The sequence below is a fragment of the Staphylococcus sp. EZ-P03 genome (assembly GCF_003344575.1).
Taxonomy (GTDB): domain Bacteria; phylum Bacillota; class Bacilli; order Staphylococcales; family Staphylococcaceae; genus Staphylococcus; species Staphylococcus simulans_B.
On the sequence record NZ_QPMO01000016.1, the window covers coordinates 36,979 to 62,182 of the forward strand.

25 protein-coding genes and 1 pseudogene are annotated in these 25,204 nt (G+C 37.1%); 7 read left to right on the forward strand and 19 right to left on the reverse strand.

The window, feature by feature from the left end; genetic code table 11:
• From DVJ99_RS08725 to DVJ99_RS08760, 8 genes are all read right to left on the reverse strand, one after another.
• The gene (locus tag DVJ99_RS08725) at nt 1-906 is read right to left on the reverse strand and encodes an ABC transporter substrate-binding protein (protein WP_114603927.1); all 906 of its coding nucleotides are present in this window, start codon (nt 904-906) and stop codon (nt 1-3) included.
• 137 nt (nt 907-1,043) lie between these two features.
• Nucleotides 1,044-2,708: an arginine--tRNA ligase gene (argS, locus tag DVJ99_RS08730; protein WP_114603928.1), complete on the reverse strand. Its 1,665-nt coding sequence runs from the start codon at nt 2,706-2,708 to the stop codon at nt 1,044-1,046.
• Entirely contained in the window at nt 2,709-3,125 is a 417-nt protein-coding gene (locus DVJ99_RS08735; RefSeq protein ID WP_105993429.1) for a YwiB family protein, read from the reverse strand.
• Between the two features lie 137 nt (nt 3,126-3,262).
• Nucleotides 3,263-4,441, reverse strand: a complete 1,179-nt coding sequence (locus DVJ99_RS08740; protein ID WP_114603929.1) for a M20 family metallopeptidase — start codon at nt 4,439-4,441, stop codon at nt 3,263-3,265.
• A gap of 127 nt (nt 4,442-4,568) precedes the next feature.
• Nucleotides 4,569-5,081: a YwhD family protein gene (locus DVJ99_RS08745; RefSeq protein ID WP_398577357.1), complete on the reverse strand. Its 513-nt coding sequence runs from the start codon at nt 5,079-5,081 to the stop codon at nt 4,569-4,571.
• Between the two features lie 79 nt (nt 5,082-5,160).
• Nucleotides 5,161-6,459 (reverse strand): HD domain-containing protein, encoded by a 1,299-nt coding sequence (locus DVJ99_RS08750; RefSeq protein WP_114603930.1) that lies wholly within the window; start codon nt 6,457-6,459, stop codon nt 5,161-5,163.
• Nucleotides 6,460-6,492: 33 nt separating this feature from the next.
• Nucleotides 6,493-6,969, reverse strand: a complete 477-nt coding sequence (locus DVJ99_RS08755; protein WP_114603931.1) for a GNAT family N-acetyltransferase — start codon at nt 6,967-6,969, stop codon at nt 6,493-6,495.
• A gap of 253 nt (nt 6,970-7,222) precedes the next feature.
• On the reverse strand, nt 7,223-7,783 hold the full coding sequence (locus DVJ99_RS08760) for a flavodoxin family protein (RefSeq protein WP_114603932.1): 561 nt from the start codon (nt 7,781-7,783) through the stop codon (nt 7,223-7,225).
• 244 nt (nt 7,784-8,027) lie between these two features.
• Here DVJ99_RS08760 and DVJ99_RS08765 point away from each other — a divergent pair, with 244 nt between their 5' ends.
• A complete protein-coding gene (locus tag DVJ99_RS08765; protein ID WP_114603933.1) occupies nt 8,028-8,261 on the forward strand; it encodes a hypothetical protein in 234 nt (77 codons plus the stop codon).
• 273 nt (nt 8,262-8,534) lie between these two features.
• A pseudogene (locus DVJ99_RS08770) lies at nt 8,535-9,857 on the forward strand (ISL3 family transposase).
• A 362-nt stretch (nt 9,858-10,219) separates the two neighbouring features.
• Here the strand turns inward: DVJ99_RS08770 and DVJ99_RS13125 are convergent.
• The gene (locus DVJ99_RS13125; RefSeq protein ID WP_162912163.1) at nt 10,220-10,366 is read right to left on the reverse strand and encodes a hypothetical protein; all 147 of its coding nucleotides are present in this window, start codon (nt 10,364-10,366) and stop codon (nt 10,220-10,222) included.
• 1,025 nt (nt 10,367-11,391) lie between these two features.
• Between DVJ99_RS13125 and DVJ99_RS08785 the strand changes: the two genes are divergently transcribed.
• The gene (locus tag DVJ99_RS08785) at nt 11,392-11,880 is read left to right on the forward strand and encodes a cysteine peptidase family C39 domain-containing protein (RefSeq protein WP_240430828.1); all 489 of its coding nucleotides are present in this window, start codon (nt 11,392-11,394) and stop codon (nt 11,878-11,880) included.
• Nucleotides 11,881-12,293: 413 nt separating this feature from the next.
• Here the strand turns inward: DVJ99_RS08785 and DVJ99_RS08790 are convergent, their stop codons facing one another.
• From DVJ99_RS08790 to pta, 6 genes are all read right to left on the reverse strand, one after another.
• Nucleotides 12,294-12,635: a YuzB family protein gene (locus DVJ99_RS08790; protein ID WP_114603936.1), complete on the reverse strand. Its 342-nt coding sequence runs from the start codon at nt 12,633-12,635 to the stop codon at nt 12,294-12,296.
• A gap of 215 nt (nt 12,636-12,850) precedes the next feature.
• Nucleotides 12,851-13,930, reverse strand: coding sequence for a phosphomevalonate kinase (locus DVJ99_RS08795; protein ID WP_114603937.1), 1,080 nt, complete (start codon nt 13,928-13,930; stop codon nt 12,851-12,853).
• The gene (gene mvaD / locus DVJ99_RS08800) at nt 13,927-14,922 is read right to left on the reverse strand and encodes a diphosphomevalonate decarboxylase (protein WP_114603938.1); all 996 of its coding nucleotides are present in this window, start codon (nt 14,920-14,922) and stop codon (nt 13,927-13,929) included. Before mvaD ends, DVJ99_RS08795 begins: the two co-directional genes overlap by 4 nt.
• A gap of 5 nt (nt 14,923-14,927) precedes the next feature.
• Nucleotides 14,928-15,851: a mevalonate kinase gene (gene mvk, locus DVJ99_RS08805; RefSeq protein ID WP_114603939.1), complete on the reverse strand. Its 924-nt coding sequence runs from the start codon at nt 15,849-15,851 to the stop codon at nt 14,928-14,930.
• A 443-nt stretch (nt 15,852-16,294) separates the two neighbouring features.
• Nucleotides 16,295-17,134, reverse strand: coding sequence for a lipoate--protein ligase family protein (locus DVJ99_RS08810; protein ID WP_114603940.1), 840 nt, complete (start codon nt 17,132-17,134; stop codon nt 16,295-16,297).
• Nucleotides 17,134-18,123 carry a phosphate acetyltransferase gene (gene pta / locus DVJ99_RS08815; RefSeq protein WP_114603941.1) on the reverse strand — a complete coding sequence of 330 codons (990 nt, stop codon included), beginning with the start codon at nt 18,121-18,123 and terminating at the stop codon, nt 17,134-17,136. Before pta ends, DVJ99_RS08810 begins: the two co-directional genes overlap by 1 nt.
• A 167-nt stretch (nt 18,124-18,290) precedes the next feature.
• Between pta and hemQ the strand changes: the two genes are divergently transcribed.
• Nucleotides 18,291-19,040, forward strand: a complete 750-nt coding sequence (gene hemQ, locus DVJ99_RS08820) for a hydrogen peroxide-dependent heme synthase (RefSeq protein ID WP_114603942.1) — start codon at nt 18,291-18,293, stop codon at nt 19,038-19,040.
• 97 nt (nt 19,041-19,137) lie between these two features.
• On the opposite strand, the gene DVJ99_RS08825 is transcribed toward hemQ, so the two are convergent.
• Nucleotides 19,138-19,335, reverse strand: coding sequence for a hypothetical protein (locus DVJ99_RS08825; RefSeq protein ID WP_114603943.1), 198 nt, complete (start codon nt 19,333-19,335; stop codon nt 19,138-19,140).
• Nucleotides 19,336-20,128: 793 nt separating this feature from the next.
• Between DVJ99_RS08825 and DVJ99_RS08830 the strand changes: the two genes are divergently transcribed.
• The 3 genes from DVJ99_RS08830 (at nt 20,129) to DVJ99_RS08840 (ending at nt 22,330) form a co-directional block, all read left to right on the forward strand.
• The gene (locus DVJ99_RS08830) at nt 20,129-20,911 is read left to right on the forward strand and encodes a threonine/serine exporter family protein (RefSeq protein WP_114603944.1); all 783 of its coding nucleotides are present in this window, start codon (nt 20,129-20,131) and stop codon (nt 20,909-20,911) included.
• A 19-nt stretch (nt 20,912-20,930) separates the two neighbouring features.
• Nucleotides 20,931-21,389: a threonine/serine exporter family protein gene (locus tag DVJ99_RS08835; protein WP_105993414.1), complete on the forward strand. Its 459-nt coding sequence runs from the start codon at nt 20,931-20,933 to the stop codon at nt 21,387-21,389.
• 152 nt (nt 21,390-21,541) lie between these two features.
• Nucleotides 21,542-22,330, forward strand: a complete 789-nt coding sequence (locus DVJ99_RS08840; protein WP_114603945.1) for a DUF2812 domain-containing protein — start codon at nt 21,542-21,544, stop codon at nt 22,328-22,330.
• Nucleotides 22,331-22,401: 71 nt separating this feature from the next.
• On the opposite strand, the gene DVJ99_RS08845 is transcribed toward DVJ99_RS08840, so the two are convergent.
• The 3 genes from DVJ99_RS08845 to DVJ99_RS08855 form a co-directional block, all read right to left on the reverse strand.
• Nucleotides 22,402-23,022 carry a DedA family protein gene (locus tag DVJ99_RS08845; RefSeq protein WP_114603946.1) on the reverse strand — a complete coding sequence of 207 codons (621 nt, stop codon included), beginning with the start codon at nt 23,020-23,022 and terminating at the stop codon, nt 22,402-22,404.
• A gap of 182 nt (nt 23,023-23,204) precedes the next feature.
• A complete protein-coding gene (locus DVJ99_RS08850) occupies nt 23,205-24,749 on the reverse strand; it encodes an APC family permease (protein ID WP_114603947.1) in 1,545 nt (514 codons plus the stop codon).
• A gap of 66 nt (nt 24,750-24,815) precedes the next feature.
• On the reverse strand, nt 24,816-25,199 hold the full coding sequence (locus tag DVJ99_RS08855) for a DUF423 domain-containing protein (RefSeq protein WP_105993410.1): 384 nt from the start codon (nt 25,197-25,199) through the stop codon (nt 24,816-24,818).
• Nucleotides 25,200-25,204: the final 5 nt, after the last annotated feature.

Sequence of the window (25,204 nt, forward strand, 5' to 3'; positions counted from 1 at the left end):
TTATTGTTCATCTCGATAAATGGCATCTCTTAATGCTTTAAGTCCTTGGTCGATACGCGGACCAGGTCTTGAAATCGTATCGCCATTCACCGCTTCAATTCTTCTCTTCTTCACAGCATCTATATTTTCAAAGCCGCCGCGCTTACGTATGATCTTCAAGTAATCTGAACGCGTAATCCCTTCAGTTGTAATTAATACATCTGGATTATGCTTAATGATACTTTCTTTGCTGACTTTCTTCCAACCTGTCAAATCATCAAACGTATTCTGTGCTTGCAGCTCTTCTAACATATAATTAAAGAACGTAGATTTGCCTGCTGTATAAATTTCAGGTTCATGCGAAACTTCTAAGAAGACACTAGGTGCTTTTTGATGTTTCGGCACATCTTTCAACACTGCTTCAACACGGTGCTTAGTATCATACACTAATGTATCTGCTTGTGATTTGCGTCCTGTAATATCGCCGATTTGTTCAAACGTCCCATAGATTTCTTCAAAGTTTTTGGTTTCAGGTATGTAAACCACCTTGATGCCTTTCTTTTCTATGTCGCTTAATACTTTGTTATCCATGCCTTTTTGAGATTCATGCGCTAAAATCAAATCCGGTTTAGCTTTAAGCAATTGCTCTTTATTCAACTTCATCGCGTCGAATTTCTGCTTGTTTTTAACGTCTTTAGGATAGTCATCTACAGTAGAAACCCCAATCACTTCTTTACCTAAACCTAATTCATACAATATCTCCGTGTTGCTCGGCATCAATGAAATGATGCGGTGGTATTTGATAGACTGCTCAGTTTTGTGCTCAGATTGTTTTTTATCGTCTTTCTTATCCTTTTCTGCAGGTGAAGCACACCCTGCCGCAACCAAAATAACTAAGATTAGAAAAACCCATAATTTTTGTTTCATCAACTTCTCCTCATATTGTATTGTAAATCTCATTTTAGCACATTTACTCTTGCTGAAAAGGTCAATTTTACAAAAATTTTATACACATTTTGCATAAAAAAAGAAGCACTCTGAAAAGAGTACTTCGAATAAGTGAATTACATTGTATGCGGTGCAGTAACACCCACTAATGCCAAGGCATTGCGTAATGTAATTTGCGCTGCCGCAATCATTGATACATAAGCTTGTGTCTTAGTTTCATCGTCTGTTAATACTTTGTCCGCATTGTAGAATTTATGGAATGCTGCTGCAAGTTCTTGAATATAGTTTGTTACACGATGCGGTGCACGTTGTTCTGCAGCACTTTCAATCATCGGTTCAAATTCAGCTATTTTTTTCAATAAGTCGATTGCTTTATCATTTTTGATAACACTGAAGTCCGCATTTTGCGTTGGCACAATGCCGCGTTCAGCCGCTTGTTTCAAGATTGAAGAAATACGCGCATGTGCATATTGTGCATAATACACAGGGTTTTCTGCTGAATTTTCTTTCGCAAGTTCCATATCAAAATCAAAGTGCGTATCCGGGCTGCGCATCGTTAAGAAGTAACGTGCTGCGTCAATGCCGACTTCATCCATAATTTCACGCAATGTAATCGCATTGCCTGTACGTTTACTCATTTTAACTTCTTCGCCGTCTTGCATTAAACGTACCATTTGCATGATTTGAATTTCTAAACGATCTGCATCAATACCGTATGTTTCAACTGAAGCTTTCAAACGGTTGATATAACCGTGGTGGTCCGCTCCGAATAAGTTGATTAAGATATCTTGACCGCCATCGCGATGGAATTTGTCATAGTGATAAGCAACATCTGGCAAGAAGTAAGTGTATGTGCCGTCTTTTTTGATTAACACACGGTCTTTGTCATCGTTGAATTCTGTCGTACGCAGCCATGTCGCACCATCGGCTTCATACGTATGACCATTTTCTTTCATCAGCTCTAATACACGTTTGATTTCGCCTGAATCATATAAAGTTGTTTCGCTGAACCAACCGTCAAAGTGTGTATTGAAGTCTGCTAAGTCTTTTTTCAATTTTTCCATTTCATAATCGACACCTAATTGTCTGAACACTTTTAAGCGTTCGTCATCAGGCAGCTCTTGAAGGTCAGGACGTTTTTTCGCTAAATCTTTACCAATATTCACGATATCTTTACCGTGATAACCATCAGCTGGTAATTCCGCTTCTTTGCCTAACGCTTGATAATAACGCGCTTCAATAGAGCGTGCTAAGTTAGTAATTTGGTTGCCGGCATCGTTGATGTAGTATTCACGTGTCACATCATAGCCTGCCGCATCTAAAATATTGCTTAATGTATCACCGACTGCCGCATTACGCGCATGTCCGATATGCAAATCGCCAGTTGGGTTCGCAGATACATATTCAACTAAGATTTTTTGGTTTTTAGGTACTTCTGCACGTCCGAAGTCTTTATCTTTTTTCAAGGCTTGCGGAATAATTTCAGTTAAGTATTCATTGTTTAAATAGAAATTGATAAATCCAGGTCCTGCAATTTCGATTTTTTGCACATTCGCTTTTGATTTATCCAAGTTATCAACAATCTCTTGTGCGATTTCACGCGGATTGCGTTTCGCAATTTTTGTCAGAACCATAGCGATATTTGTAGAGTAGTCCCCGTTTTTAGGATCTTTTGGAATTTCCACTTTGACTTCAGGAACTTCTTCTGCAAGTCCAGCGGCTTTAACACTTGCTGTTATTTCTTCAATTAATGTTTGTTTGACTTGATCAATAATATTCACTTACTTCAGCTCCTTGTAGGTAATTTGGTAAAGGTATGTGCCCATCTTCTCTTCATTTTGATAGAGTTCATAACGAACTTTGAGTTTTGACTGTTCTGGTTGTACATAATGATTAATGCTGAGCGTACGAATCGTTAAAGGAATCTTACCAGTAGGTATTTCGTATAATGACATCGTATCATTACCTTCTATAAAATGCAGATTCTGTTTAATATTCCCGCTGCGCAGCAACCTCACTTCGCCATTTTGAATCTTCAATGTAACATGCACTTCCAAGTTTTCTACGACTTCATCATAACGTATATATTCAGCTTGCCGCTTCTCTTGCCAAGTGCCGTTGGTTTCAAATTCAAACTCATCTATTTCTCCATCGCGTTCAATCATCTGAAATGTTTGTATACGAATGTTTTCATTCAAAGACGCGCTCACCCTATTCTTATTTATTCATTAATACTCTGAATTATAACATAAATATACAGCGCACACAGTGACTAAATTCACACTGTATGCGCTGATAACCCTAAAAATCAAAATTAAATTGTGTCTCACTTCATTTAGCCTTTCAAATAATCTAACACAATCGTACCCACTGCTTCAGCTGCACTCATCATAGATGATTCGCTGATATTGAATTTCGGATGATGGTGCGGGTAGACTTCCCCTTCTTCTGGTTCTGCACCTGCAAAGATAAATGCCCCTGGGACTTCTTGTAAATAATATGCAAAGTCTTCTGAAGGCGGCCAAGGTTCGCAGCGTTCGACTTTTTGTATTGCAGATTTTTCTGCGTTGTTTAATGTCTCTGATACATATTTCGTAAATTTTGGATCATTATAGACAGCCGGATAATCGTCTGTATATTCATAATCGCAAGTCACACCGAATGTTGTTTCTAAACCATCTACGACATGTTGTAATTCTTGTGCGATTTTATCTTTTGTTTCATCTTGCAGTCCGCGTACATCTCCATCAAGGACGACTTTATCTTTAATTACATTGAATTGACCTTTGGCATCGAATGAACCGATAGAAACGACACCCGTTTCAAATGGACTTAAGCGTCTTGAAACGATAGATTGCACAGTTGTCACAAAGTTTGCGCCTGCGACAATCGCATCATTCGCGTCATGCGGTGATGAGCCATGACCGCCCTTGCCGTGAATCGTTAATTTAAAGAAGCCGCGCCCTGTTTGTACATTGCCTTCGCGATAATAAATTGTACCGCGCTCACCATTACTCATCACATGTACCCCTAATACATGATCTACACCATCTAAAACGCCATCTTTAATCATTCCGATTGCACCGCCTGGAGGCATTTCTTCAGCTGGTTGATGTATCACAACTACTTTTCCTGAGAACTGATCTTTCATTTCGATTAATGTCTCAGCCAATATCAGCATATAAGCTGTATGTGCATCGTGACCGCAAGCATGCATAACACCAGGATTTTCTGACGCGAACGGCAAACCTGTTGCTTCCTCTATCGGCAACGCATCAAAATCGGCACGAATCGCAATTGTTTTACCCGGTTTCCCGCTGTCGATAGTGACCTTTAAACCATTTTCTCCGACATTAGTTTCTACTTCACAATCCTTATCTTTATAGAATTCTGCTATATACTTCGGTGTTTCAACCTCTTTGAAAGATAATTCCGGATGTGCATGCAGATAACGTCTGATTTCAACCATACGGTCCTCTTTCTCTTTTAATCGCTGAATTAATTCTGAACTCATACTATCTCCCCTTTGCAATAATCTTACAATTTAGATTATTCTAAAATTTATATACCTACTGTAACATACTTAGAATGATGAACGGGCAAAAAAGCAGAAACCACTTTGTGTGATTTCTGCTTAACATTTACTTATCGTGCAATGCTTCTTTTAATTCATCGCTTGAATGATTCCACATTTCAATATCATGATTTTTAAGGAAGTCTCTGATAATCGCGATGTATTCATCTCCGATGTGATCGATGACCACTTTATGTTTCATAGATTTATCCATCATATTCACATGTTCAGGCATGCTTTTGTAGCCTCTGCGGATTTTTTTATTCACCATGAGGTAACATGCGGTTAACCCTGCATAATATGCACCTTGTTCACCGCGTTCAGTCGTTACCCAGCATAACCAATATTCTTTCGCTTCAGGTCCTTCGACTGTTTCTTTGTCTGTAATCCATTTTACACCTTTTTCAACATCTGCACGTGCGTGCATCGCACCGATATCAATAAATGCTTCTTTAGATTGCATGTCTATAAATACAGGTGCAACGTTATCTAAACTGATTGCCCCGATATTTGTTCCTTTATGGCCGTCTAGCGGGTCATTTTTAATAATATTGAATTTAAACCCTTTATTCTCTGCCACAAGCCACACCTCCATTATATGCTCATGTTATTCTATTTTACTGTATCATCTGTATCTTTTCGAATACAATGCACATCGTTTAATTCAGTTCATTTAAGATACTCAAAATACGTTCGCGTACTGCATCATCTTTGATATTATGAACCAGTTCTTTAGGATAATATAATTTATAATCTTGGCGATTAATTCCTGTGATACTTTGAATCACCATAGACTGACTGCTGATTTCTCGGATTTTGCCATTATGCTGAAGGAGATGAATCGGTTGGCGGTTAGACCCCGGGCGGTCATAATCATAAGGCAGATCAGAGAACGATTCGCTCACGAAATAGTAATCTGGATTAATGCCGCCGGCTTCAAACAACTCTCTCAGCTCATTCATTGTAATAATCGAACCGTCAAACGGCAGATATTTGAATAAGTCCCGATTAATAAAACGGCGTGCTAAATCACTTAAGATATCATCGTCTTCTTTAATCCATTCTTTCAAGTAATATAAGACTACCGCTTCATCCAGCTCTACATATTGTTCGATTGTCATCGTTCCTTCAAAGAACGGAATGAAATCTTTAGGGAACAGATTAAACTCATAACCTTCTTGATAGAGTGCTTTTGCACGTTTCAAACAGTTATTCAGCAAGACTTCTCCGCCTCGGCTGACCGGGTGGAAATAAATCTGCCAATACATTTGATAGCGGCTCATAATAAAGTTTTCTACCGCATGCATACCGCTGTCTTTAATCAAGACTTCCTCTTTAGTTGGACGCATTAATCTTAAGATACGTTCCATATCGAATTTGCCGTATTGCACACCTGTAAAATAAGCATCCCTTTGCAGGTAATCCATTCTATCTGCATCGATTTGAGATGAAATCATAGAAATAACCAGCTTATTAGGATGTGTTTTATTAATCACGTCTGCGACTTGTTTCGGAAAGTCTTTTGAAACTCTGCTCAGCACAGCATTCACTTCAGTATTTCCAGTAATAATGGCTTGTGTAAATGCTTCGTGATCTGTATTGAAAATCTTTTCGAAACTGTGAGAGAAAGGACCATGACCTAAATCATGCAGCAAAGCAGCACATAATGCGAGCAAACGGTCATCATCATGCCATGCTTCGCGTCCGCGAAACGACTCATCTATAATTCTGCGGACAATCTCATACACACCCAGCGAATGGCCGAAACGGCTGTGTTCTGCAGTGTGGAAAGACAAATACAGCGTGCCGAGCTGTTTAATACGACGCAAACGCTGGAATTCTTTTGTTTTTACTAAATCCCAAATGACTTGATCTTTAACATGAATATAGCGGTGAATCGGATCTTTGAATACTTTCTCTTCAAATAATTTTTTAGTGCCGTAATCTGTCTCCGCCATGAGGATCCCTCCATCTCATTCTATTCAATATATTTAAAACGCCTTTTTCATTAGCGCAAGGTCCATGACTTCCCCGTATACTTCTCGGTTATAAGCACGTACCATTTCAAAGCCTTGTTGGCGGTAGTATTCGACACCTTCTTCGTTTTGGTTATCTACTTCTAAATAAACCGCATCATATTGTCCTTTGAAATGGTCCAATCCTTTATTTAACAAGGCAGTACCATAACCTTTACGTTGTGCTTTAGGATGAATATAGTGCGCAGATAAGAAAAGTTCGCTGCCGTTAATAAAATTAGCGAACCCTACAATTTCATTATCTTCTTCTGCCACTAGGAATAATTGTTCTTTTAATCTTTTAAGCAAATGCTGCTCATTGTATGAAGCTGTCAATAACTCATTGACAGTCGTCGCAGCATAGATATTCAAATACGTGTTATACCATGCTTTTGTTGCCACATCTCTGATGCCGACAACATCCGCTGGTGTTGCTTCTCTCACTTTATGCATCGTTAATCACGTCTCCTTACATAGTTCAACTTTCAAAATGAATAAATTAATTATATCATACGAGATATAAAATTGTGTTTAAACAAACACGCGTATGACGACTTATTTATTGTTCTACCCCGCTTGCAGGGTGTTGCTAAACACAGCGCAATGTACATGATAAATATATAGTCTGAATCAGTTGTTGTGCTTATGAATATGAAAAGCATTCAGATATAACCCTAAGCGCTTCAAATCTAATACAACATATTATCTATAACGTACGTGTGCTTGCTTTTTCTTTTAATTGCTCATGCCACTGCTTGGCATGATGCATCGCGTATGTATCTTTTAAAATATCACCCGGCGCATTCGCTGTACCAATCAGATAATCTTCTAAGCGGGCACCTAAAAATTCCAAGCTGTATTCTATTTGATGCATACATGGACGTGCTTTGATTTTAGGACAATCACCGCCCACTAAAATTAAGCGAAATTCGATTTGCGCCATCTTTTCTTTAAAATCACGATAATTTTTATCGCGCAATGTTTCTGACCAGTGGTCGATGAATGCTTTCATCGAGGCTGAAACACTATACCAATATACCGGCGACACCAATATCACACTATCGCTTTCTAACACACGATCAATAATATCAGGATAATCATCCAAGTAGCCGTCAATTTGTCCCCCATTATGTCTGACGTCCCTGACAGGTGCGAAGCGGTATTGCGTTAAATCAATCCATTGATAATCTAAACCCTCTACAACCAATTTTGCGAGTGAAGCAGAATTGCCTTCTGGTCTGCTTCCTCCGAATATAACAGTTATCATGTGCAGGTTCCTTTCTGGAATATAAGTGAACTTTTTATGAACATTGTTATCTCTTGTTTAATAAGCCTAATTATAGGTTACATTATTTAAATATACCAACTTAATGAATCTAACGTAAATTTTTTGTAAAAAATGCGAATACCTTCAAGATAGACTGGGTATATGAACTGAGTAAGAAGGATAAAAAGTACCCTATTCAATCAAGCAAAAGGGACTAAAAAACTCAATAAAAGGTGATTAAAATATGGATGATACGAGCTTTGGTAACATTTATATTGACTCGCAGCCTGTAACGTTAGATTGGGACACTTTAGTAACTGATGAATCTGAAATGGCAGTTGATGGCATCCCGCCATCTCTTATAGATAAATGGGTGAAAAGAAAAGAACTTATCCCATCGTATACAAAGGACAATTTGCGTCATTTCTATACTAAAGATGTTTTAAATGCTTGCAGGTCATATGTAAAAGTTTATTGAGAATCCACTACCACGAGACAACAACAGCATTATCCGCAGTCAATATGCGATGAATCTCGCGATAGTTTAACTAAAGAAAAACAGACCTGATGTGATGTATAAACATGCACATCATCAGGTCTGTTTTTCATATTGTAAAATAAAACGGCTCTATAATAAATTCGGTTGATGAGATAACCTTACGGTTATTTCTCAATCGAATTTTTTGCATAAAAAGGGCGCAACCTCCTAATATTTAAGTTACCAACACAAATAAAGAGAGGAATTGCGCTTATGACACATTGTATAGCAAAAATACTTGATTATAAAGAGAAAAATATTACTTTCGCTGATGATGTTCAGGAAATTTACTTTAACTTGGTAAGAACTCTACTATTTAAAGGCACTTTGACATATACACCAGAATGTTGTGAAAACTGCGGAGCAGTAAATGAAAACCATAGAATAGTAAAGAATGGTAAAAGAAAAACGATGATAAAGCTTATGAAAATTCAAGGTAGTCCTAGTTATTTAGAACTCAAAAAACAAAGGTTCTTTTGTCGTTCATGCCGTTCATCATTTGTTGCAAAGACGAATTTTGTGAAAAAGCATCATAATTTCTGTAATAAATTAGCACTGCATATTCTGTATCAAAGCCATGAGAATAGGTCTTGCAAAGGCATTGCTTACGATAACGATGTTAGTTCTGCTTCTGTAATACGTTATATTAATAAAACTGCAAATAGTGTTAAGTTAGGTCCATTTAATGAACTGCCTAAACATATCATGGTGGATGAATTCAAAAGTGTTAAAAATGTAGTAGGTAAAATGAGTTTTATATTTTGTGATGGTGATACGCATCAAATCGTAGATATTTTACCTGATCGTAGAAAGCGTGCATTATTTGCTTATTTTATCCGGTTTGATAGAGAAGTAAGAAAAAGAGTTGAAACAGTTACAACCGATATGTACAGCCCATATATTTCTTTATTTAAGCAGTTATTTCCAAATGCGAAAATCATTTTAGATCGATTTCACCTTGTTCAAGCATTAAATAGAGAACTCAATAGAGTTCGTATCAGGGTAATGAATGAAAAAAGGCATAAGGATGGCAAATACTATAGAAAACTTAAATATTATTGGAAGCTTATTCTTAAACCTTAGGAATCCTTGCACAGTACGCTTTATAAAGATAACAAGCTTTTCCCAGGATTAGAATCAGAAAAATCAATGATAAATTTTATTTTGGATGAAAGCCCAGAGTTAAAGGATGTCTATGACAAAGTAAATGCGCTTCGTACATCAATAAAGAACAATGAAAACCATAAATTAACTCATCAAATTCTTAAATACCTTAAGGATAGAGATACTGATGGTGGACTTAAAAGAGTACTTAAAAGCTTTAGAAGTTTTTTACCAGAAATTATGAATGCATTAAATCATCCTGGTCGCTCAAATGGTCCTATAGAAGCTATTAATAATAATATTAAAGTACTAAAAAGAATCGCTTATGGATACAGAAATTTCTATAACTTCAGGAGTAGAATTCTAATTAAATTCAAGCTATTAGCTAAGAAAAAACATCGTTTCCATACCCCATTGCCTAAAGCAGCTTAAAATAAAAAATGCTCAGTTAGTAATACTAAATTCCATAGGAATTAAATCAATACTAGCTGAGCGACATAGTTAATGGTAACTATAATATTTGATTTCAATTTTTATGCATCAACTGAATTTGACATAGAGCCAATAAAACTAAGCCAGTACAGGTGCAAGATTTTACGCTCATAAACTCACATGGTTCTCTATCTTTAATTGAAAGTAGTCCATACGCAAAAGCGCATTACTTCTTCAATTTAAAAGTACAAAAATAAATTTATAGAAAAGTGTTGTTTTGTACTACATTAATTCGGAAACTTATTAAATTTCACATAATCAAATTAATCAATGTATATCCATTTTACTTTTGAACAACCGCTTTATAAATCTTCATTCTTTTTGCTAATACCAATTCCAATAGCTAATCCTATAAAGGTCCCCATAGGAAAACCGAATATAAAACTAAATAGCACAGCAAAACCTAATATATATATCGACGGATATATATACTTCTTGTATTTATTCATAATTCTATAACTCCTTTTCTTATGGACATAATCCCAAAAATAATTCCCTTCTTATCAAGATTTAAGAAGGGAATTACAATATTAACAATTTGGGTTAGTTTCAACAGAGTGAGCAGCACCAGCTAGACCCCCAGCAACCATTCCAGCCGGACCAGCAACGCCTAGACCAGCTAAACCTCCAGCTACAGTTTCTCCGCCTTCAGCTAATAAACATTTACCTTGATCCTTTTTACCACCATAAATTTTTGTAAGTTTATTATTTTCGATTTTTTCATATTCAACCCTCTTTTCTATTTAATTTTATGCTATCATAAAAAATATTTCAAATCAATTCAACATTTTTATTTGAATAATTTAATTTTATCCAAACAATCAAACACGATGTTTCTTTTAATTTCAGGTTATATATTATGCATATTTTCCTCAAAATACACTTGCGTATCTCATTAATAAAAACCCTGATTCTTTCAAATATAATTAACATTGATAGTCATGTATTTCATCAAGAAGTTACATAGTAATTTCGACTTTACCTTGCCTCCTTGGCATTCCTAGCATACAGCGTTGTAACTCGTGATTATCTTATGAATTTAAAGACCATCTAAAAAATACAACTAATATTGAAAATAAACTAATAATTAATTTTCTGAATGAATATCTCAGCAGGGCAGTATTAAGGATAGTTAGTCCTTAACACTGATTGTTTAATCACATCATATATATTTAAATGGCCTAGATACAAGTGCAGTAGACGACATTATCGCAACCATTAATTTTTTTACATTAATGGGAACTAAAACAAATAGCACCTTATCTGGCGTCGATAAAATAACTGCTCTTCGTGATATAGATAACAAAAAACAATTTACAAGTTTTATTAATATATAAATACTGACTCTACACTAAAAAATATAAGTATCACTAATATATCAACCATAAAATATTTTAATATGAACGAAAAATGATATGAAAATCAAATATATTCAGCAATATGAAAAAAAGATTGTGGACCCACATGCATTGCGATGATTTCTCAGTACTTTGGGAAATGCGTTTCTATCCCAAAATTAAGGGAATACGCTAAAACAGATAAGTCTGGAACTAATCTTTTTGGAATGATAAAAGCTGGTGAAAAAATTGGACTTAATTTAAACTGTGTTCAAGCAAACTCGGTAGAAGAATTACAAAATATAGAATACCCATCAATAGTTCATATTATTAATCAACAAGGATATCATCACTTTGTCGTATTAGATAAGATAAAAGGCGATAATGTTTACGTGGTTGATCCTGCTAAAGGAAAGTATAAAATGTCTAGCAAATATTTCGAAAAAATAAGGTATCATTTCATTGTCAAATACTCTATTTTTATATTCATAACTGATAACAGCACTCTGCGACCATTTTCGTCTTTTCCTCAAGTCATCAGCACAAGTAATAAAACTTGGATTCTTAATCCAGAGCCCTTTAGCTCCACAGTGTATTCGGTTCTCTTCATAGCGTTCTTGTGCTAATTCAGACGCATAAATCACTGTTTCATATTCATAAATTTTGTGTTTAACTTCTTGCCATCTAATTTGTTGTACATTGCCTCACTAAACTTTATTGTTGATAGTTTAAGGGGAACGTCCAAGTTATTTTGCGGTATTTCTATTTGAAAAAACAAGCTTAAGTAAAACTTGATTTGATTATTTATATGAAAGCTTTTCCTCTTATTTGATTTCAAATTAAAATGAATTCACATTACGTCGCTATTTCTAGGTGGCAAACTTAACTCTAAAATCTACCGTAATAAAATACTTAAAATAGCGGAAAATAACTTACACACTTAGTTAGAAAAAACCTATGAACACCAGAAAAACAGACCTAATGTGACGTATTACACGCACATCATCAGGTCTGTTTTTCAATGGATTTCGGTATATATTTATTCAGCTTGTTTACGTTTCGCTAATTTTTCTTTAAGTTTTCGGTCTTGTTCTTCTTTTCTGCGTTTACGTTCTTCATTACGTTGACGCAAGCGCTCTTCTTCTTCTGGATCACGCGGTTTTTGAAGTTGCTTTTCAACTTTCTCCATTAACTCATCTTCTGTTAATGCTGCTAAAGGGCGGTTGTTGACGAACGCAAATGTCTTTCTGCGACCTGGACCACAGTATGATTGGCAGCCTATTTCTATTTCAGCTTCTGGATCTAATTTCTTTAATTTTCTTTCTAGGGATTTGCAATTAACGGCTTGGCAATCATCACAAATCAAAAATTTGTTTTGCACTGCTATGTCCACCTCACTTTATCTCTATAATCATCTATTTTCTCTAACGACTTCTATTATTTAACCTTATCTATTCTACGCTTTTTCCGTAAAATTTCAAGTCCCAATTCTTTGAACCGTATGATACTCAGTCTTTAACACCTTAACAGAACATTGAAATCTGCTATAAAAAAACTGCCGCACTGCAATGGTTCACAGTGAGACAGCACACTATATTATTGACCTTGATAAACGTGGAACGGCAGTGGTTTGATGTTTGCTGCTTTCCAGCTGTTATAAATCATTTTGCGGTGTTTTTGGTTGCCGATAATCGCTATACCGCAGTCTCCGCCGCCTGCACCTGATGTTTTAGCAGCAGCATTATAAGTTTCTGCGATATCGCATAATTGTTTAAGCTGAGGTGTTTCAATGTCGACAATTGCTTCTGCATCCATCATTTGGATGATAGAACGGTTGCGTCGAATCATAGCTTGTACACCTTTTAAATTGTTCGTTTTGAAAGCATAGATCAAACGCTCGACACAAGATTGAGATTGTTCTAAGAAACGGCTGTAAAACTCTGGATCTGATTTTAATCGTTTCACTTCACTGACTAAGTAAGGAGATGACGCTGGAGAACCTGTCCAGCCGATAAGCACTTCCATATTCTCAGGGGCTTGCAAGGGTTCAGTATATAATCCCGGCCAGTTTTTCTTTACCACTTCAGCAACAGAAGACGTTTCAATCTGCTGCATGACCCAATCATGGTCGAAAGTACTGTAAGCTAACCAGCCAGTAAAGACACTGACTGCAATGTCGCCGCATGAACTTAAACTTTGCAGTTTCATATTCGCAATCACCGCAAGTTTATAAATATTTAAATTCGCTAAATCCAGCTCATAAAATTCATTCAGTGCTTTAACGACAGAAACTAAAACAGCAGCACTCGAACCTAAACCGTATTTATGGCCAGAGGCATCATCTAAATTGCTGTCGATCACTAAATCAAAGTGTTTCAGCGCTTTACCGCAGCTTTTAGCATATTGCTCGAAGACTTCAACTGCAGTAATCACATATTCTAATTGTTTAGCCGCATTCGCATCTGAGACTGCAATCTTATCGCCTTCTCTTTGGAATGTAATCGGCTCATGATGCAGCGTTTTAGAATGAATTGAACCGCCGTTATTTGCGGCTGCTGTATCTATCGTAGCCGTCACAAAACGGTCCACTGCTATCAATACAGACTTATAACCTGGTTCCGTTACTGCATATTCACCTGCGATATAGAGTTTGCCTGGCGCTTTGACTGTAATCATGATTCATCTTCCTCATTTATAATTTCAATCCCAGTACCGATATCACTTGCGATAATTTGGTCTTGATCAAAGTAAGTTGTTAATTTATCGATGACTGCTTGCTGATGCTGTTTTTGTACTAATACTTTTACATTAGGACCTGCATCCATTGTGAAGTATGCCGGCAATCCTGCTTCGCGGCATTCATGTACTAAAGCCATAGCTTCATAACTTTCCGGCACCAAATATGTAAATGGCGGTTGTGCCCCTAAGTTTGTCGCATGCATGCGCAGTCCATTCTCTTCAAATACTTCGCCTAAACGTTTGAAATCTTTAGCTGCAATCGCGGCTTTTGCTTCTTTGATATCCGCATCAATATGGTCTAACCAATATTGGTAAAAGCGAGAAGTATTGCGTGTTAAAGACATCCCAGCACGGCTTTTTACTTTTTTAGATTTTTGATTAATCACTACGAAAATCATTGCCAAATTATCTTCCCAATGATCTGCATCGATGGCATGTGCATAAGACGTTTCATCATCATGGCCTTTTTCCCATTCCGCAAATCCTCCGTAAATACTGCGGCTTGCAGAACCTGAACCGCGTCTAGCGAGGCGGGATAAATCTTTATCAGACAACTGCATGTCCAACGCTTCATTGCATGCAGCCGCAAGTGCCGCAAACGCACTGGCAGAAGAAGCTAATCCAGCTGCCGTCGGCACAAAATTAGTGCTGTCGATATGTGCTTTCATGTCAGTACCTGCGCGTGCTCTGACAATGTCTAAGTATGCTGAAATTTTTTGCGTTTCTTTGTCATCCGCTTCTTCCCCGTTTAAGAAGAAACGGTCCTTTTCAAATTGCGCATCAAATGTTGCACGTGTTTCCGTATAAAATTTATCCAAAGTCAGCGACAAACTATTATTCATTGGAATAATCAGTGCATCGTCTGCTTTCCCCCAATATTTAATCAACGCAATATTCGTATGCGCTCTCGCTTTGCCCGTCTTAGCCAATTGAATTAACCTCCTAAATTCTCTATCCACGTATGATTAGCACCCGCTTCTTTTACCGCTTGTGCTACCTTTTTCGCTGTCGCATAATCTTTCACTAACGTAATGACACTGCCGCCGCGGCCACTGCCTGTCAGCTTGCCTGCCACAGCACCTGCTTGTTTTGCCACTTGCAACAACCGATCAATTTTCGGATGACTGACTGTCAATGTCGCTAGATACGATTGGCATTCATTGAAAATGTCAGCTAACGCTTCAAAGTTATGCGTGTTGATGGCTTGATTTGCTGCATGTACCAGTCGGCCGATACGTTCGATAAACTGCATATTCTCATGATTATGCTGTACAAGTTCATGCACATCGCTCACTGCCTCTTTGGTATTCCCTCTGATGCCGGTATCTAAAACGACCATATATCCCGCAACATTCAAAGTTTTCAAAGGTGTAAAGACACCTTCTTGGAACCATGTCGGTTTATTCGACACAATCGTTTGTGCATCGATACCGCTAGGTTTCCCATGCGCAATCATTTCTGCCCAGTTGACATGTTCAATCAATGCTTCATCAGATAAAGGTTTGCCCATATAGTCAAAAGCAGCTCTAGTGAAGGCTACGGCTACAGCAGCACTAGAACCTAAACCTCTTGAAGGCGGTAATTGTGCATCGATTTTAATCATCACAGGTGAATCAATATGATTTTCTTCTTCGAATTTGCTGATTAATGCATGTAAATGCTCCGGTGCATCCGCAACTTCGCCTTCATAGACATCACTGATCATCGTAGACACTGCCAATTCCGGCATTTCTTCAATTTCAACTGTTACTTTACCAGAGGAAAACGGAATTGCAATCGCAGGCTGGCCGAACGTCACCGCATGTTCACCTACTAATATGATTTTCCCATTAGATTCCCCGTAGCCTTTTTGTGTCATATCTGCATCACCTTTAATACTTTCCTAGTTTCTCAAAGTATATTGAATTCCTGTTGTATACATGCAAAGACCTCCAGCCACTTTCTTTGTTGCCCTTATGAAAATGACAGGAAGCTTATGCATGGGACTTAATTAATATACTCATTTATTTTTCAACCTATATATTTTTGTCATTTATAAAATATGTTGCACTTTACTGTTCACTTTTCTTCAAACACCGTTTTATTATACCCTATTTATCTCGATGTTTTATCATACCTAAGTTGTAAAATTAATACCTGATAATAAACTACTTCCTCATTCTACCGAAAATTCCACTTTATTTAAACGATTTGATCATATCTTTGTCATAAAATCCTCGTATTCCAATTATAAAAACCAGCACTCAGGCAACAGAAAAGGGATGTAAACAGCTTGTGCAGCTATTTTACATCCCTTTATGATTAATCGTTCATTTTCGCATTTATTTTTGCATTGCGTTCTATCATACGCTCGAAATACTTTTCGAATCTTTCCCATTCTTCATCGCTGATCGGTTCCATATTTAATGTTGCGCCTAAATCTTTAATCGCATAAAGCAATTTAAACATCACATCTTGAACCGTCATGGAATGTCCAAACAAAGTTTCAAGCGAAGCCATACAAGATGGATCAATATCAGGATATTTAAACTTCGTTGTTTCTCCTTGCAAAGCTCTGTCATAGAAAGCTTTCATCATTTCAGCACGTTCTTCGCCTGAACCTTCTACACAAAGATAAACTTGTACCGCAATACCGCCTCTCACTCTGCGTTGAGAAATACCAGCAAACTTTTTGTCATTGATACTCAAGTCGAATTTTCCCGGGCAATAAGAGCGTTCAATTTCTTTCGTTTCGATAGTAACATGTTCATCTTCGAACATTTTATCGACTACTAAATACATTAAGTTGAATGCTTCGTCTATTGAAACTTCGGTCTTGCCCTTAAAGATAAGGGAGAAATTCAAAATACCTTGATCGAGCACCACACCTAAGCCGCCTGAATTGCGGACAATTACATTATAGCCGCGTTCATCGACCAAATAGCGTATGCCGTCATTTAAATGCGGCAAGCGTGCATCATGTGTACCTAGTATTACGGTATGCTGATGAATCCAAGTGCGGACGACACTGCATGATAAATCCTTGCCCGCACTTTCTGAAAATGTATCATCAAATGCAAAAGACTGCATCGGCGCAAAGCCTGTAGAATGGTCAATATAACGCCATTCTTGATCTTTAAAATAGCGCTCTGCCAAATCCATTATTGCAATGTTTGTGCTGCAGTGATGATTGATAAGTTGAAGACATCTTCAGTTGAGCAGCCGCGGCTTAAGTCGTTTACTGGAGAATTCAAGCCTTGCAATACAGGTCCGATTGCTTCATAACCGCCTAAACGCTGTGCAATTTTATAGCCGATGTTGCCTGCTTCTAAGCTAGGGAACACAAAGACATTTGCATCGCCGTTGATTTTAGCGTCTGGTGCTTTTTTCGCTGCAACTTCTGGTACGATTGCTGCGTCGAATTGGAATTCGCCGTCAATAACAACATCGTTTAAACCTTCTGATTCAGCTTTTTCTTGTGCTGCTTTTGTTGCTTGTGCTACTTTTTCAACGTCGTCTGATTTTGCAGAACCTTTTGTTGAGAAGCTTAATAACGCAACTTTAGGGTCCATACCGAAGCTTTTCGCTGTTTTTGCACTTTCTACAGCAATTTCAGCTAAGTCTGTTGCTTCTAGTGTCGGGTTGATTGCACAGTCGCCGAATACATATTGTTCATCTTCTTTAATCATGAAGAACACACCTGAAGTTTTCGCAACGCCTGGTTTTGTTTTGATAATTTGCAATGCAGGACGTACAGTATCGCCTGTAGAGTGTGCAGCACCGCTGACAAGCCCTTCTGCTTTACCTGTATAAACAAGCATTGTACCGAAGTAGTTTACATTGTTCAGCATATCTTCTGCTTGTTCTTTTGTCGCTTTGCCTTTACGACGTTCTACAAATGCTTCCACCAATTCTGGTTTCAATTCACTTGTTTCTGGTGTAATAATTTCGATGCCTGAAATATCTAAACCTTTGTCTTCTGCGAGTGATTTGATTTTGTCTTCATCACCTAAAACAACAGGTTCCACAAAATCTGAAGCTTGTAATTTTGTTGCTGCAGTTAATACACGTTCATCTTCACCCTCAGGTAATACGATTCTTACATTCTTTCCTGAAAGTTTGTCTTTCAATACATCTAATAAACTAGGCATAATATCCTCCTTGGAAATCACGGTTTTATAAATTTTTTCATCCATTATTATACGCTATTTTACAAGTAATTACCACGCTCTTACTTTCAATCAATTTGTATGCTTTGCATCAACCTTTATGATAAACTTTGATGTGAATCAATAGATATTTCAAAGGAGCGATAATAATGAGTCAAGCAGCAGAAACATTAGATGGTTGGTACAGCCTCCATTTATTTTATGCAATCGACTGGCCGACATTACGTCTTGTACCTAGTGAAGACCGTCAAGAAATTGTCAAAGAATTCCAAGACTTCTTAGACAAATTAGGTTCAGTACGTAAAGATCAAAACGGTGATCACGCACTGTATAATATTACAGGCCAAAAAGCAGATGTTTTACTTTGGGTATTACGTCCAGAAATGCAAGAGCTTAACGCTATTGAACTTGCATTAAACAAATTACGTATCGCAGATTACTTTATCCCAACGTACTCATACGTATCTGTTATCGAATTAAGCAACTATCTTGCAGGCAAATCAGACGAAGATCCATATGAGAACCCGCATGTTAAAGCACGTCTTTATCCTGAATTGCCGCATTCAGATTATATCTGCTTCTATCCAATGAACAAACGCCGCAATGAAACATATAACTGGTATATGCTTTCAATGGATGAACGTAAAAAATTAATGTATGACCACGGTATGATTGGTCGTAAATATGCCGGTAAAATCAAACAATTCATCACTGGCTCAGTTGGATTTGACGATTACGAATGGGGCGTTACATTATTTGCAGATGACGTACTTCAATTCAAGAAAATCGTTTATGAAATGCGCTTTGATGAAACAACTGCGCGTTATGGCGAATTCGGCAGTTTCTTTGTCGGCCATAAATTACCTGAAGACAGCTTAGAAAAATTCTTCAGTATTTAACAAACAACTAATGAGATAAAAACAGAGGGCGTAAGCTATGTGTTACACATAGGCATACGCTCTCTGTTTTTAAATTTCATTATTATTCAACTTTCACCTATTTATCTTTCAACCAATACATCATATAAATTACAATATACGCAAACAATGCGAATCCTAATAAATGCTCTATATCATACTTATCTAAAATAGGGTTCAAAAAATGATCACTTGTCACTATGTTGAAAATCATGGGTAAAATCGTGCATAACACAGCTAATTTCAAACTTTTTATTGCTCGTTGTGAATCAAACATAATTATCCCTCCAAAACAACATTTTGTATATGTTAATTATACAATTTCGGAAGATAAATATGTATAGCTATTTTACAAAACCATCATAATTTCACAAATAAAATTTAACTATCGCAATAAAAGAACAAATGAGAACTCACACTCACATATGTGTTGTGGTGCAAGTTCTCTTTAACAGAATCTATATTTTGGTGTGATTCATTAATTAAAGCAGAATGCTAGCCAGCACCGAGTAATGAATGACACCTATGTACCACACGTATGCTGGCTATCTGAGCCTGCATGCTAGCGGCACGTTCTTCGGCATCTACCACTCCCAATGTTGGCAGCTTCTGCCGTATAGTATAAGCATACAACTGCACGGCTTGAATGCAGTGTTGCTCATCCCTCCTGTAGTGTCCTTGGAGAACTTTGCCACTACTTGTTTAGCAGGTTAACTGTGAAGCGGTTACCGTCGCTACCCAGTTAACACACTTCAACAGTCAACCACTATAACTTTAACCGTTTTGAAATATTTGAAACATTGGATAGAATATTGGATTATTTGATTGCCTTCTTTTAATTATATAAAGTCAATTATGAAATTATTGATAGGATAAAAAATACATTTACTGTGTAAAACTCACTATCGATAACGGGTTGGTATATGAATACCTCATTTTTCAAAATTTACACAATCGAAACGAATTCTTCGGTTGTTTCTCTCATTGTTTTCCTACATAATTGATGTATTGATTTGAATATTCACAAAAATATAAGGACAACTTTACGACAGAAGAAAATGAGTGATGATATGGAATTAGATAACAGAGTAAGTTATATAGAAGATACGCCTAAAGAACGCCTAGCGAAAGATACGATTATGCTTGCAGGACGTATATTATTAGAGTCTGGTGCCGAAGGTACTCGTGTCGAAGGTACGATGACACGTATTGCGGAAACATTAGGTTTTAACCAAAGCAACAGCTTTGTGACTAATACAGTGATCAACTTCTTGCTTGATAATCAAACAACGCCAAGAATGTATAGAATCGAATCACGTGATACCAATTTAATTAAAATTTCCCAAACCAATTCTGTTTCTCGTAAATTAGCATCTGGTGATATTAGTTTAGAAGAAGCTTACACACGTTTGAAACAGGTCTATAGAACTAAACAAACACATGATTTAATTTATAAAGGAATAGCTGCCGCTATCATTTCAATCAGCTTTTTATACTTGCAGACGGGTAATTTCGTAGATATTATTGCGACCGTTTTTGCTGGCTCCCTTGGTTATCTGGTTGTAGAAATGCTCTACCGCGCTAATTTAAAAACTTTATTTATACCAGAATTTCTAGGTTCTGTTGTAATCGGAGGGATTGCAATACTCGGAAATAATATGGTCCCCGACGGTTCGCTCTCTGCGATTATTATCGCCGCAGTCATGCCGATTGTCCCAGGAGTGTTAATTACCAATGCAATCCAAGACTTATTCGGGGGACACATGATGATGTTCACGACTAAATCATTAGAAGCACTCGTTACTTCGTTCGGCATAGGTGCAGGCGTAGGTACGATGCTGCTGATATTTTAAAGGAGGAGGCTGACACAACATGTTATATTGGATTTCTCACTTTTTCTTTAGTTATATTGCCTCCCTCTTCTTTTGTGTCATTTTCGATGCGCCGAAGCGCATGTATGTATGGGCAGGATTAGTAGGATCATGCGGATGGATGGTTTATATCTTTTTATATTCCGGTCTGCATATTCATACAATCTATGCTTCTTTCTTCGGCAGTTTAGCACTTGGTTTGCTGAGCCATATCATGGCTCGGTTGAAAAAAGAACCAGTCATTATCTTTATGGTACCTGGTATTATCCCCTTGGTACCTGGAGGACTTGCATTCGACACCACAAAAAGCCTGGTGATACTTCAATTTAACAAAGCAGTACCTACCATGCTTGAGGTTACTTTAATTGCCGGTGCAATTGCGGCAGGTCTTCTTTTTGCCGATCAGCTTTCACGTCTTTTGATTACTTGGAAGAGTGCAGTAAAACAAAAAGTAAAATGAATTTCAGAATACAAAACGTCTCCTTTCTATCGAAAGCGAGGCGTTCTTTAGTACTTATCCATATATTTCTCTATCGGTCTTGCTTTTTATTTTCCGAATATTTAAAATATAATTAAAGCGTTTACATAAGATTCAGGAAGAAGGAAGACATCATGAAAAAGCTTAAATTGACCCTTAAAGGATCACTTGCTGAACAAAAGTTTCTCGAACAGAAAAAACAAGAAGGTTATTATTTAACACGTGTTATCAACGGCGTTTATACTTTCAAACATAATCCTGCAGTTAAGAATACAAAACTCCAGGTCAACTTTATTAAAACAAAGGATATAGAAACGCAACCTGCGCTCGATAACAACAGTCCTTATTTCGCAATGACAACCAAACAACTCAACTACTCAAAACATACATTGGTGTACAGCTATTTAAAAGACACTGAAAACCCTATCTATAGCAACACAGATACTAAAGCAGAAGAATATCAATACCTTAAACACTTTCAAAATACCATCTTAACTCTTGCTATTTTAGCGTTATTTATCTGTATTGCTTTATGGGCTCATTTCACTTCAATCGGCTATACAAATGTAATGGCACCATTACCTATGAAAATCATGAGCGGTGTATTTATTGCGATAGTACTATTTTATTTGATGATTAAACACCGAATCAGAACAAGCTGTCCAACTTACGTCGATCAGTTCTACCTCAGTTATTCCGTTTCCATTCGAACAACTGATGGACCGCCTGACTTAAATAAGCTCAAACATTTAGGCGCATGGCGTTACGTGCTGGAAAAGAACGGTAAATATTACTACAACTTGCACAGCAAACAACCAAAAGACTCCATCATCCACTCTATTTGTACAAGATTAGACATGAAACCAGAACAAATCTTTGTATATTCAGCATTGGATTTATTTCCTGTTCGCGGGCACTTTTAATACGTTTATATGCATAAAGCAATATAATTAAACCGCACTTCCCTCTTCATCGGAAAGTGCGGTATTTATGTTTACTTGTTTGATTTGCTGAAACGTTTCTTCACAAATAATAGAACTAAAATAATAAATAAAATAACTAAGACGATAAGTACTATACTTGAGAATGAATCGAATGCAGCTGAAATTTTCGGCCAAGCTGATCCTGCTTGCTGACCTAATATTACAAGAACGGTGTTCCAAATTAATGTACCAAGTGTGGTAAAGATTAAGAATGGTATGAGTCGCATGCCTGTTGTTCCGGCTGGAATTGAAATCAGGCTTCGAATCACTGGAATAAATCTTGCGAAGAAAACAACTTTATTGCCGTGTGTATCAAACCAGTCATCTGCTTTTTCTATGTCGCTTGCTTTAAAACGCAATATTTTTCCTACTTTACCGTTTACCAGTTTCTGCAATCTTTCTACAGAGAGCAGTCGTCCTACATAATAAAGTACAATAGCGCCTGCTACTGAACCTAGTGTAGACGCAATAATTACACCAACAACGTTCATATCTGAATGCAACGTTAAAAATCCGCTGAAAGTTAAAATCAATTCAGAAGGGATTGGAGGGAAGATATTCTCTAGAGCGATTAATAAGAATACTCCCAGGTAACCAAACTGATCGATAAAATTTTCGACCATCTGTTCCATAAGGTTCCTCCTATTTATTATTTAGAAAAACAACAGATTCCTTTCTATCTGCTTTTTCCTTACTCGCTATAACTTATAAAAATTCCAAGCATTTTGCAAGTAAAATAGGGTTGCTTAACAAACTCTATAAACGATTAAAGGTGAGGCACCTTTAATGATGGCCTCACCTTATTTAAAAGTATCTATTGATTTTTATAATTTGAATCTCTTGTATTTGAAGGTCTATCTGTTTCTGGTGTGTCGTTATCTCCCGGTTCTTCAATAATCTCATCTACTCTTTCTTGACTTGTATCAAGTATCAAGCGGCTGAGTTCATCTTTATCGATACGTTTAAGCTTAGGATAACGTACGATGAAGAAAATCAAACCTAACACTAGCCATGCGATTAAAGCAATATAAGATGGTAATGATAGAGCGGCTGGTGATCCTGGGATTAATAATAATCCTAAGAAAATAAACGCAAATACCGAACCAACAATCGCAAAGGTTTTATAAACCGGAGCGTAAGTATTGCTTGCTTTGTTATAGCTGAATAATTTCGCAGCTGATAAACATGTGACTAAGTATGCGACTGATACACCCGTTGAAGACATATCTACAATCCAAGTTAATGCAGTACGTCCTAACCATGGCGCAATCAGTGTTAAAGCACCCAAGAATAAAATAGCGACATACGGTGTTTTGTATCTTGAATGCAGTTTACTGAATATTCCCGGCATAATTCCTGAACGGCCCATTGAGAATAATAAACGGCTTGAACTCATCAAGAAACCGTTAAGTCCTGTAAAGATACCCATGATGATTGCGATAGCAAGTATGAATAAACCAATGTAGCCGAAAGCTTGTTGTGTTACAGCACCTGTTAACCACAAGTTGCCGTTTAAGCTTTCACTGCTTTTGCTTAACCATGCTGTATAAAGAATCATCAAGACATACGTCCCTGCTGCCGCAAGCAAACTGTAAACAATCAGTTTGAATGTTTTATTCGGCGCAAAGTCGAATTCTTCTGCGGTTTGCGGAATGTTATCAAACCCGACATATGCCCATGGCGCTACAGCCACTATCAAGATAATTGAAGTAAACCAGCCTTTGGACTCGTTAGTTAAAGGTTGTAAATTACTGAATGAAAATTCGCTTCCGAAAAACGATCCGAAGAACATCAGTAGTACAACTATTACCATCGCAACACAGAAATAATACTGCAAGCTCCCTGACACGTGTGCACCACGTATCGTAATAAACGTAAAGAGTAATAATAAAACGGTTGCGATAATAATTTCAGTGATGTAAACATCCCATCCGGCGATGGTGTAAAGTTTACCATGCTCGAGTACGCTCGGCATCATAAACTTCAAGAGTAAACTAAAGGCGGTCGCATTCAATGCGACAACACAAATATAACCAAAAGTTAAAAACCATGATGAGAAGAAACTCACATACCTCCCAAAGCTTAAATAACTGAAGGCAAAAGCGCCTCCTGATACTGGGAAGTGTTTCACAAGTGCCCCGTAACTTACACCAATAATAATCATTAATAATGCACCAATTGTAATACCGATTGCTGCTGAAATCGGACCTGATTGTTTAATCCAGTCCCCAGGCAATATAAAAGAACCCCAGCCTATACATGAACCATAGGCAATTGCCCAGACGAACTTTTCTGACAGGTTCTGTTGTAAATCTCCTCGGTCTACTTTTTTATGGTGTTTTCTATCTCTTTCTCCCATAATAAAAAATTCACCTCATTCGATACATTATACCCTGTGAGATGAATTTTTGAACCGTTTATTGGTTTATTTTTTTAATTTTAGTGATTGTACGAGTAAAGTTACCCAAGAAGCGATAAATAACACGCCTCCGATTGGTGTAATTGCACCTAAAGGTTTGATTTGTGTTAATGATAATACATAAAGTGAGCCGCTGAAGATGACAATACCGCCAAACATCATCCATCCTGCAGCTTTTAAGTTTAATTTAGTTGTACCGCTTAAAATCCCGATACCGACTAACCCTAAGCTGTGATACATTTCATATGTTGTTGCTTTATTCCACACATCTAAATAGTGCGGTGATAATTTATCAGCTAACGCATGTGCACCGAATGCTCCTGTCGCAACTGATAATGCAGCACACCCTGCACCGAGTGCTACAAATGTTTTCATTGATTTAAGATTCATTGCTT

What these genes read in the sequence shown, in the direction of transcription:
- DVJ99_RS08725 (WP_114603927.1), bottom strand. Translation starts at nt 906, where the DNA reads ATGAAACAAAAATTATGGGTTTTTCTAATCTTAGTTATTTTGGTTGCG.
- DVJ99_RS08765 (WP_114603933.1), top strand. Translation starts at nt 8,028, where the DNA reads ATGGATGATACGAGCTTTGGTAACATTTATATTGACTCGCAGCCTGTA.
- DVJ99_RS08830 (WP_114603944.1), top strand. Translation starts at nt 20,129, where the DNA reads ATGGAATTAGATAACAGAGTAAGTTATATAGAAGATACGCCTAAAGAA.
- DVJ99_RS08840 (WP_114603945.1), top strand. Translation starts at nt 21,542, where the DNA reads ATGAAAAAGCTTAAATTGACCCTTAAAGGATCACTTGCTGAACAAAAG.
- DVJ99_RS08855 (WP_105993410.1), bottom strand. Translation starts at nt 25,199, where the DNA reads ATGAATCTTAAATCAATGAAAACATTTGTAGCACTCGGTGCAGGGTGT.
- DVJ99_RS08785 (WP_240430828.1), top strand. Translation starts at nt 11,392, where the DNA reads ATGATTTCTCAGTACTTTGGGAAATGCGTTTCTATCCCAAAATTAAGG.
- DVJ99_RS08795 (WP_114603937.1), bottom strand. Translation starts at nt 13,930, where the DNA reads ATGATTACAGTCAAAGCGCCAGGCAAACTCTATATCGCAGGTGAATAT.
- DVJ99_RS08850 (WP_114603947.1), bottom strand. Translation starts at nt 24,749, where the DNA reads ATGGGAGAAAGAGATAGAAAACACCATAAAAAAGTAGACCGAGGAGAT.
- mvk (WP_114603939.1), bottom strand. Translation starts at nt 15,851, where the DNA reads ATGACACAAAAAGGCTACGGGGAATCTAATGGGAAAATCATATTAGTA.
- DVJ99_RS08755 (WP_114603931.1), bottom strand. Translation starts at nt 6,969, where the DNA reads ATGCATAAAGTGAGAGAAGCAACACCAGCGGATGTTGTCGGCATCAGA.
- DVJ99_RS13125 (WP_162912163.1), bottom strand. Translation starts at nt 10,366, where the DNA reads ATGAATAAATACAAGAAGTATATATATCCGTCGATATATATATTAGGT.
- DVJ99_RS08845 (WP_114603946.1), bottom strand. Translation starts at nt 23,022, where the DNA reads ATGGAACAGATGGTCGAAAATTTTATCGATCAGTTTGGTTACCTGGGA.
- pta (WP_114603941.1), bottom strand. Translation starts at nt 18,123, where the DNA reads ATGCCTAGTTTATTAGATGTATTGAAAGACAAACTTTCAGGAAAGAAT.
- DVJ99_RS08835 (WP_105993414.1), top strand. Translation starts at nt 20,931, where the DNA reads ATGTTATATTGGATTTCTCACTTTTTCTTTAGTTATATTGCCTCCCTC.
- DVJ99_RS08825 (WP_114603943.1), bottom strand. Translation starts at nt 19,335, where the DNA reads ATGTTTGATTCACAACGAGCAATAAAAAGTTTGAAATTAGCTGTGTTA.
- DVJ99_RS08810 (WP_114603940.1), bottom strand. Translation starts at nt 17,134, where the DNA reads ATGGATTTGGCAGAGCGCTATTTTAAAGATCAAGAATGGCGTTATATT.
- DVJ99_RS08750 (WP_114603930.1), bottom strand. Translation starts at nt 6,459, where the DNA reads ATGGCGGAGACAGATTACGGCACTAAAAAATTATTTGAAGAGAAAGTA.
- DVJ99_RS08760 (WP_114603932.1), bottom strand. Translation starts at nt 7,783, where the DNA reads ATGATAACTGTTATATTCGGAGGAAGCAGACCAGAAGGCAATTCTGCT.
- hemQ (WP_114603942.1), top strand. Translation starts at nt 18,291, where the DNA reads ATGAGTCAAGCAGCAGAAACATTAGATGGTTGGTACAGCCTCCATTTA.
- DVJ99_RS08740 (WP_114603929.1), bottom strand. Translation starts at nt 4,441, where the DNA reads ATGAGTTCAGAATTAATTCAGCGATTAAAAGAGAAAGAGGACCGTATG.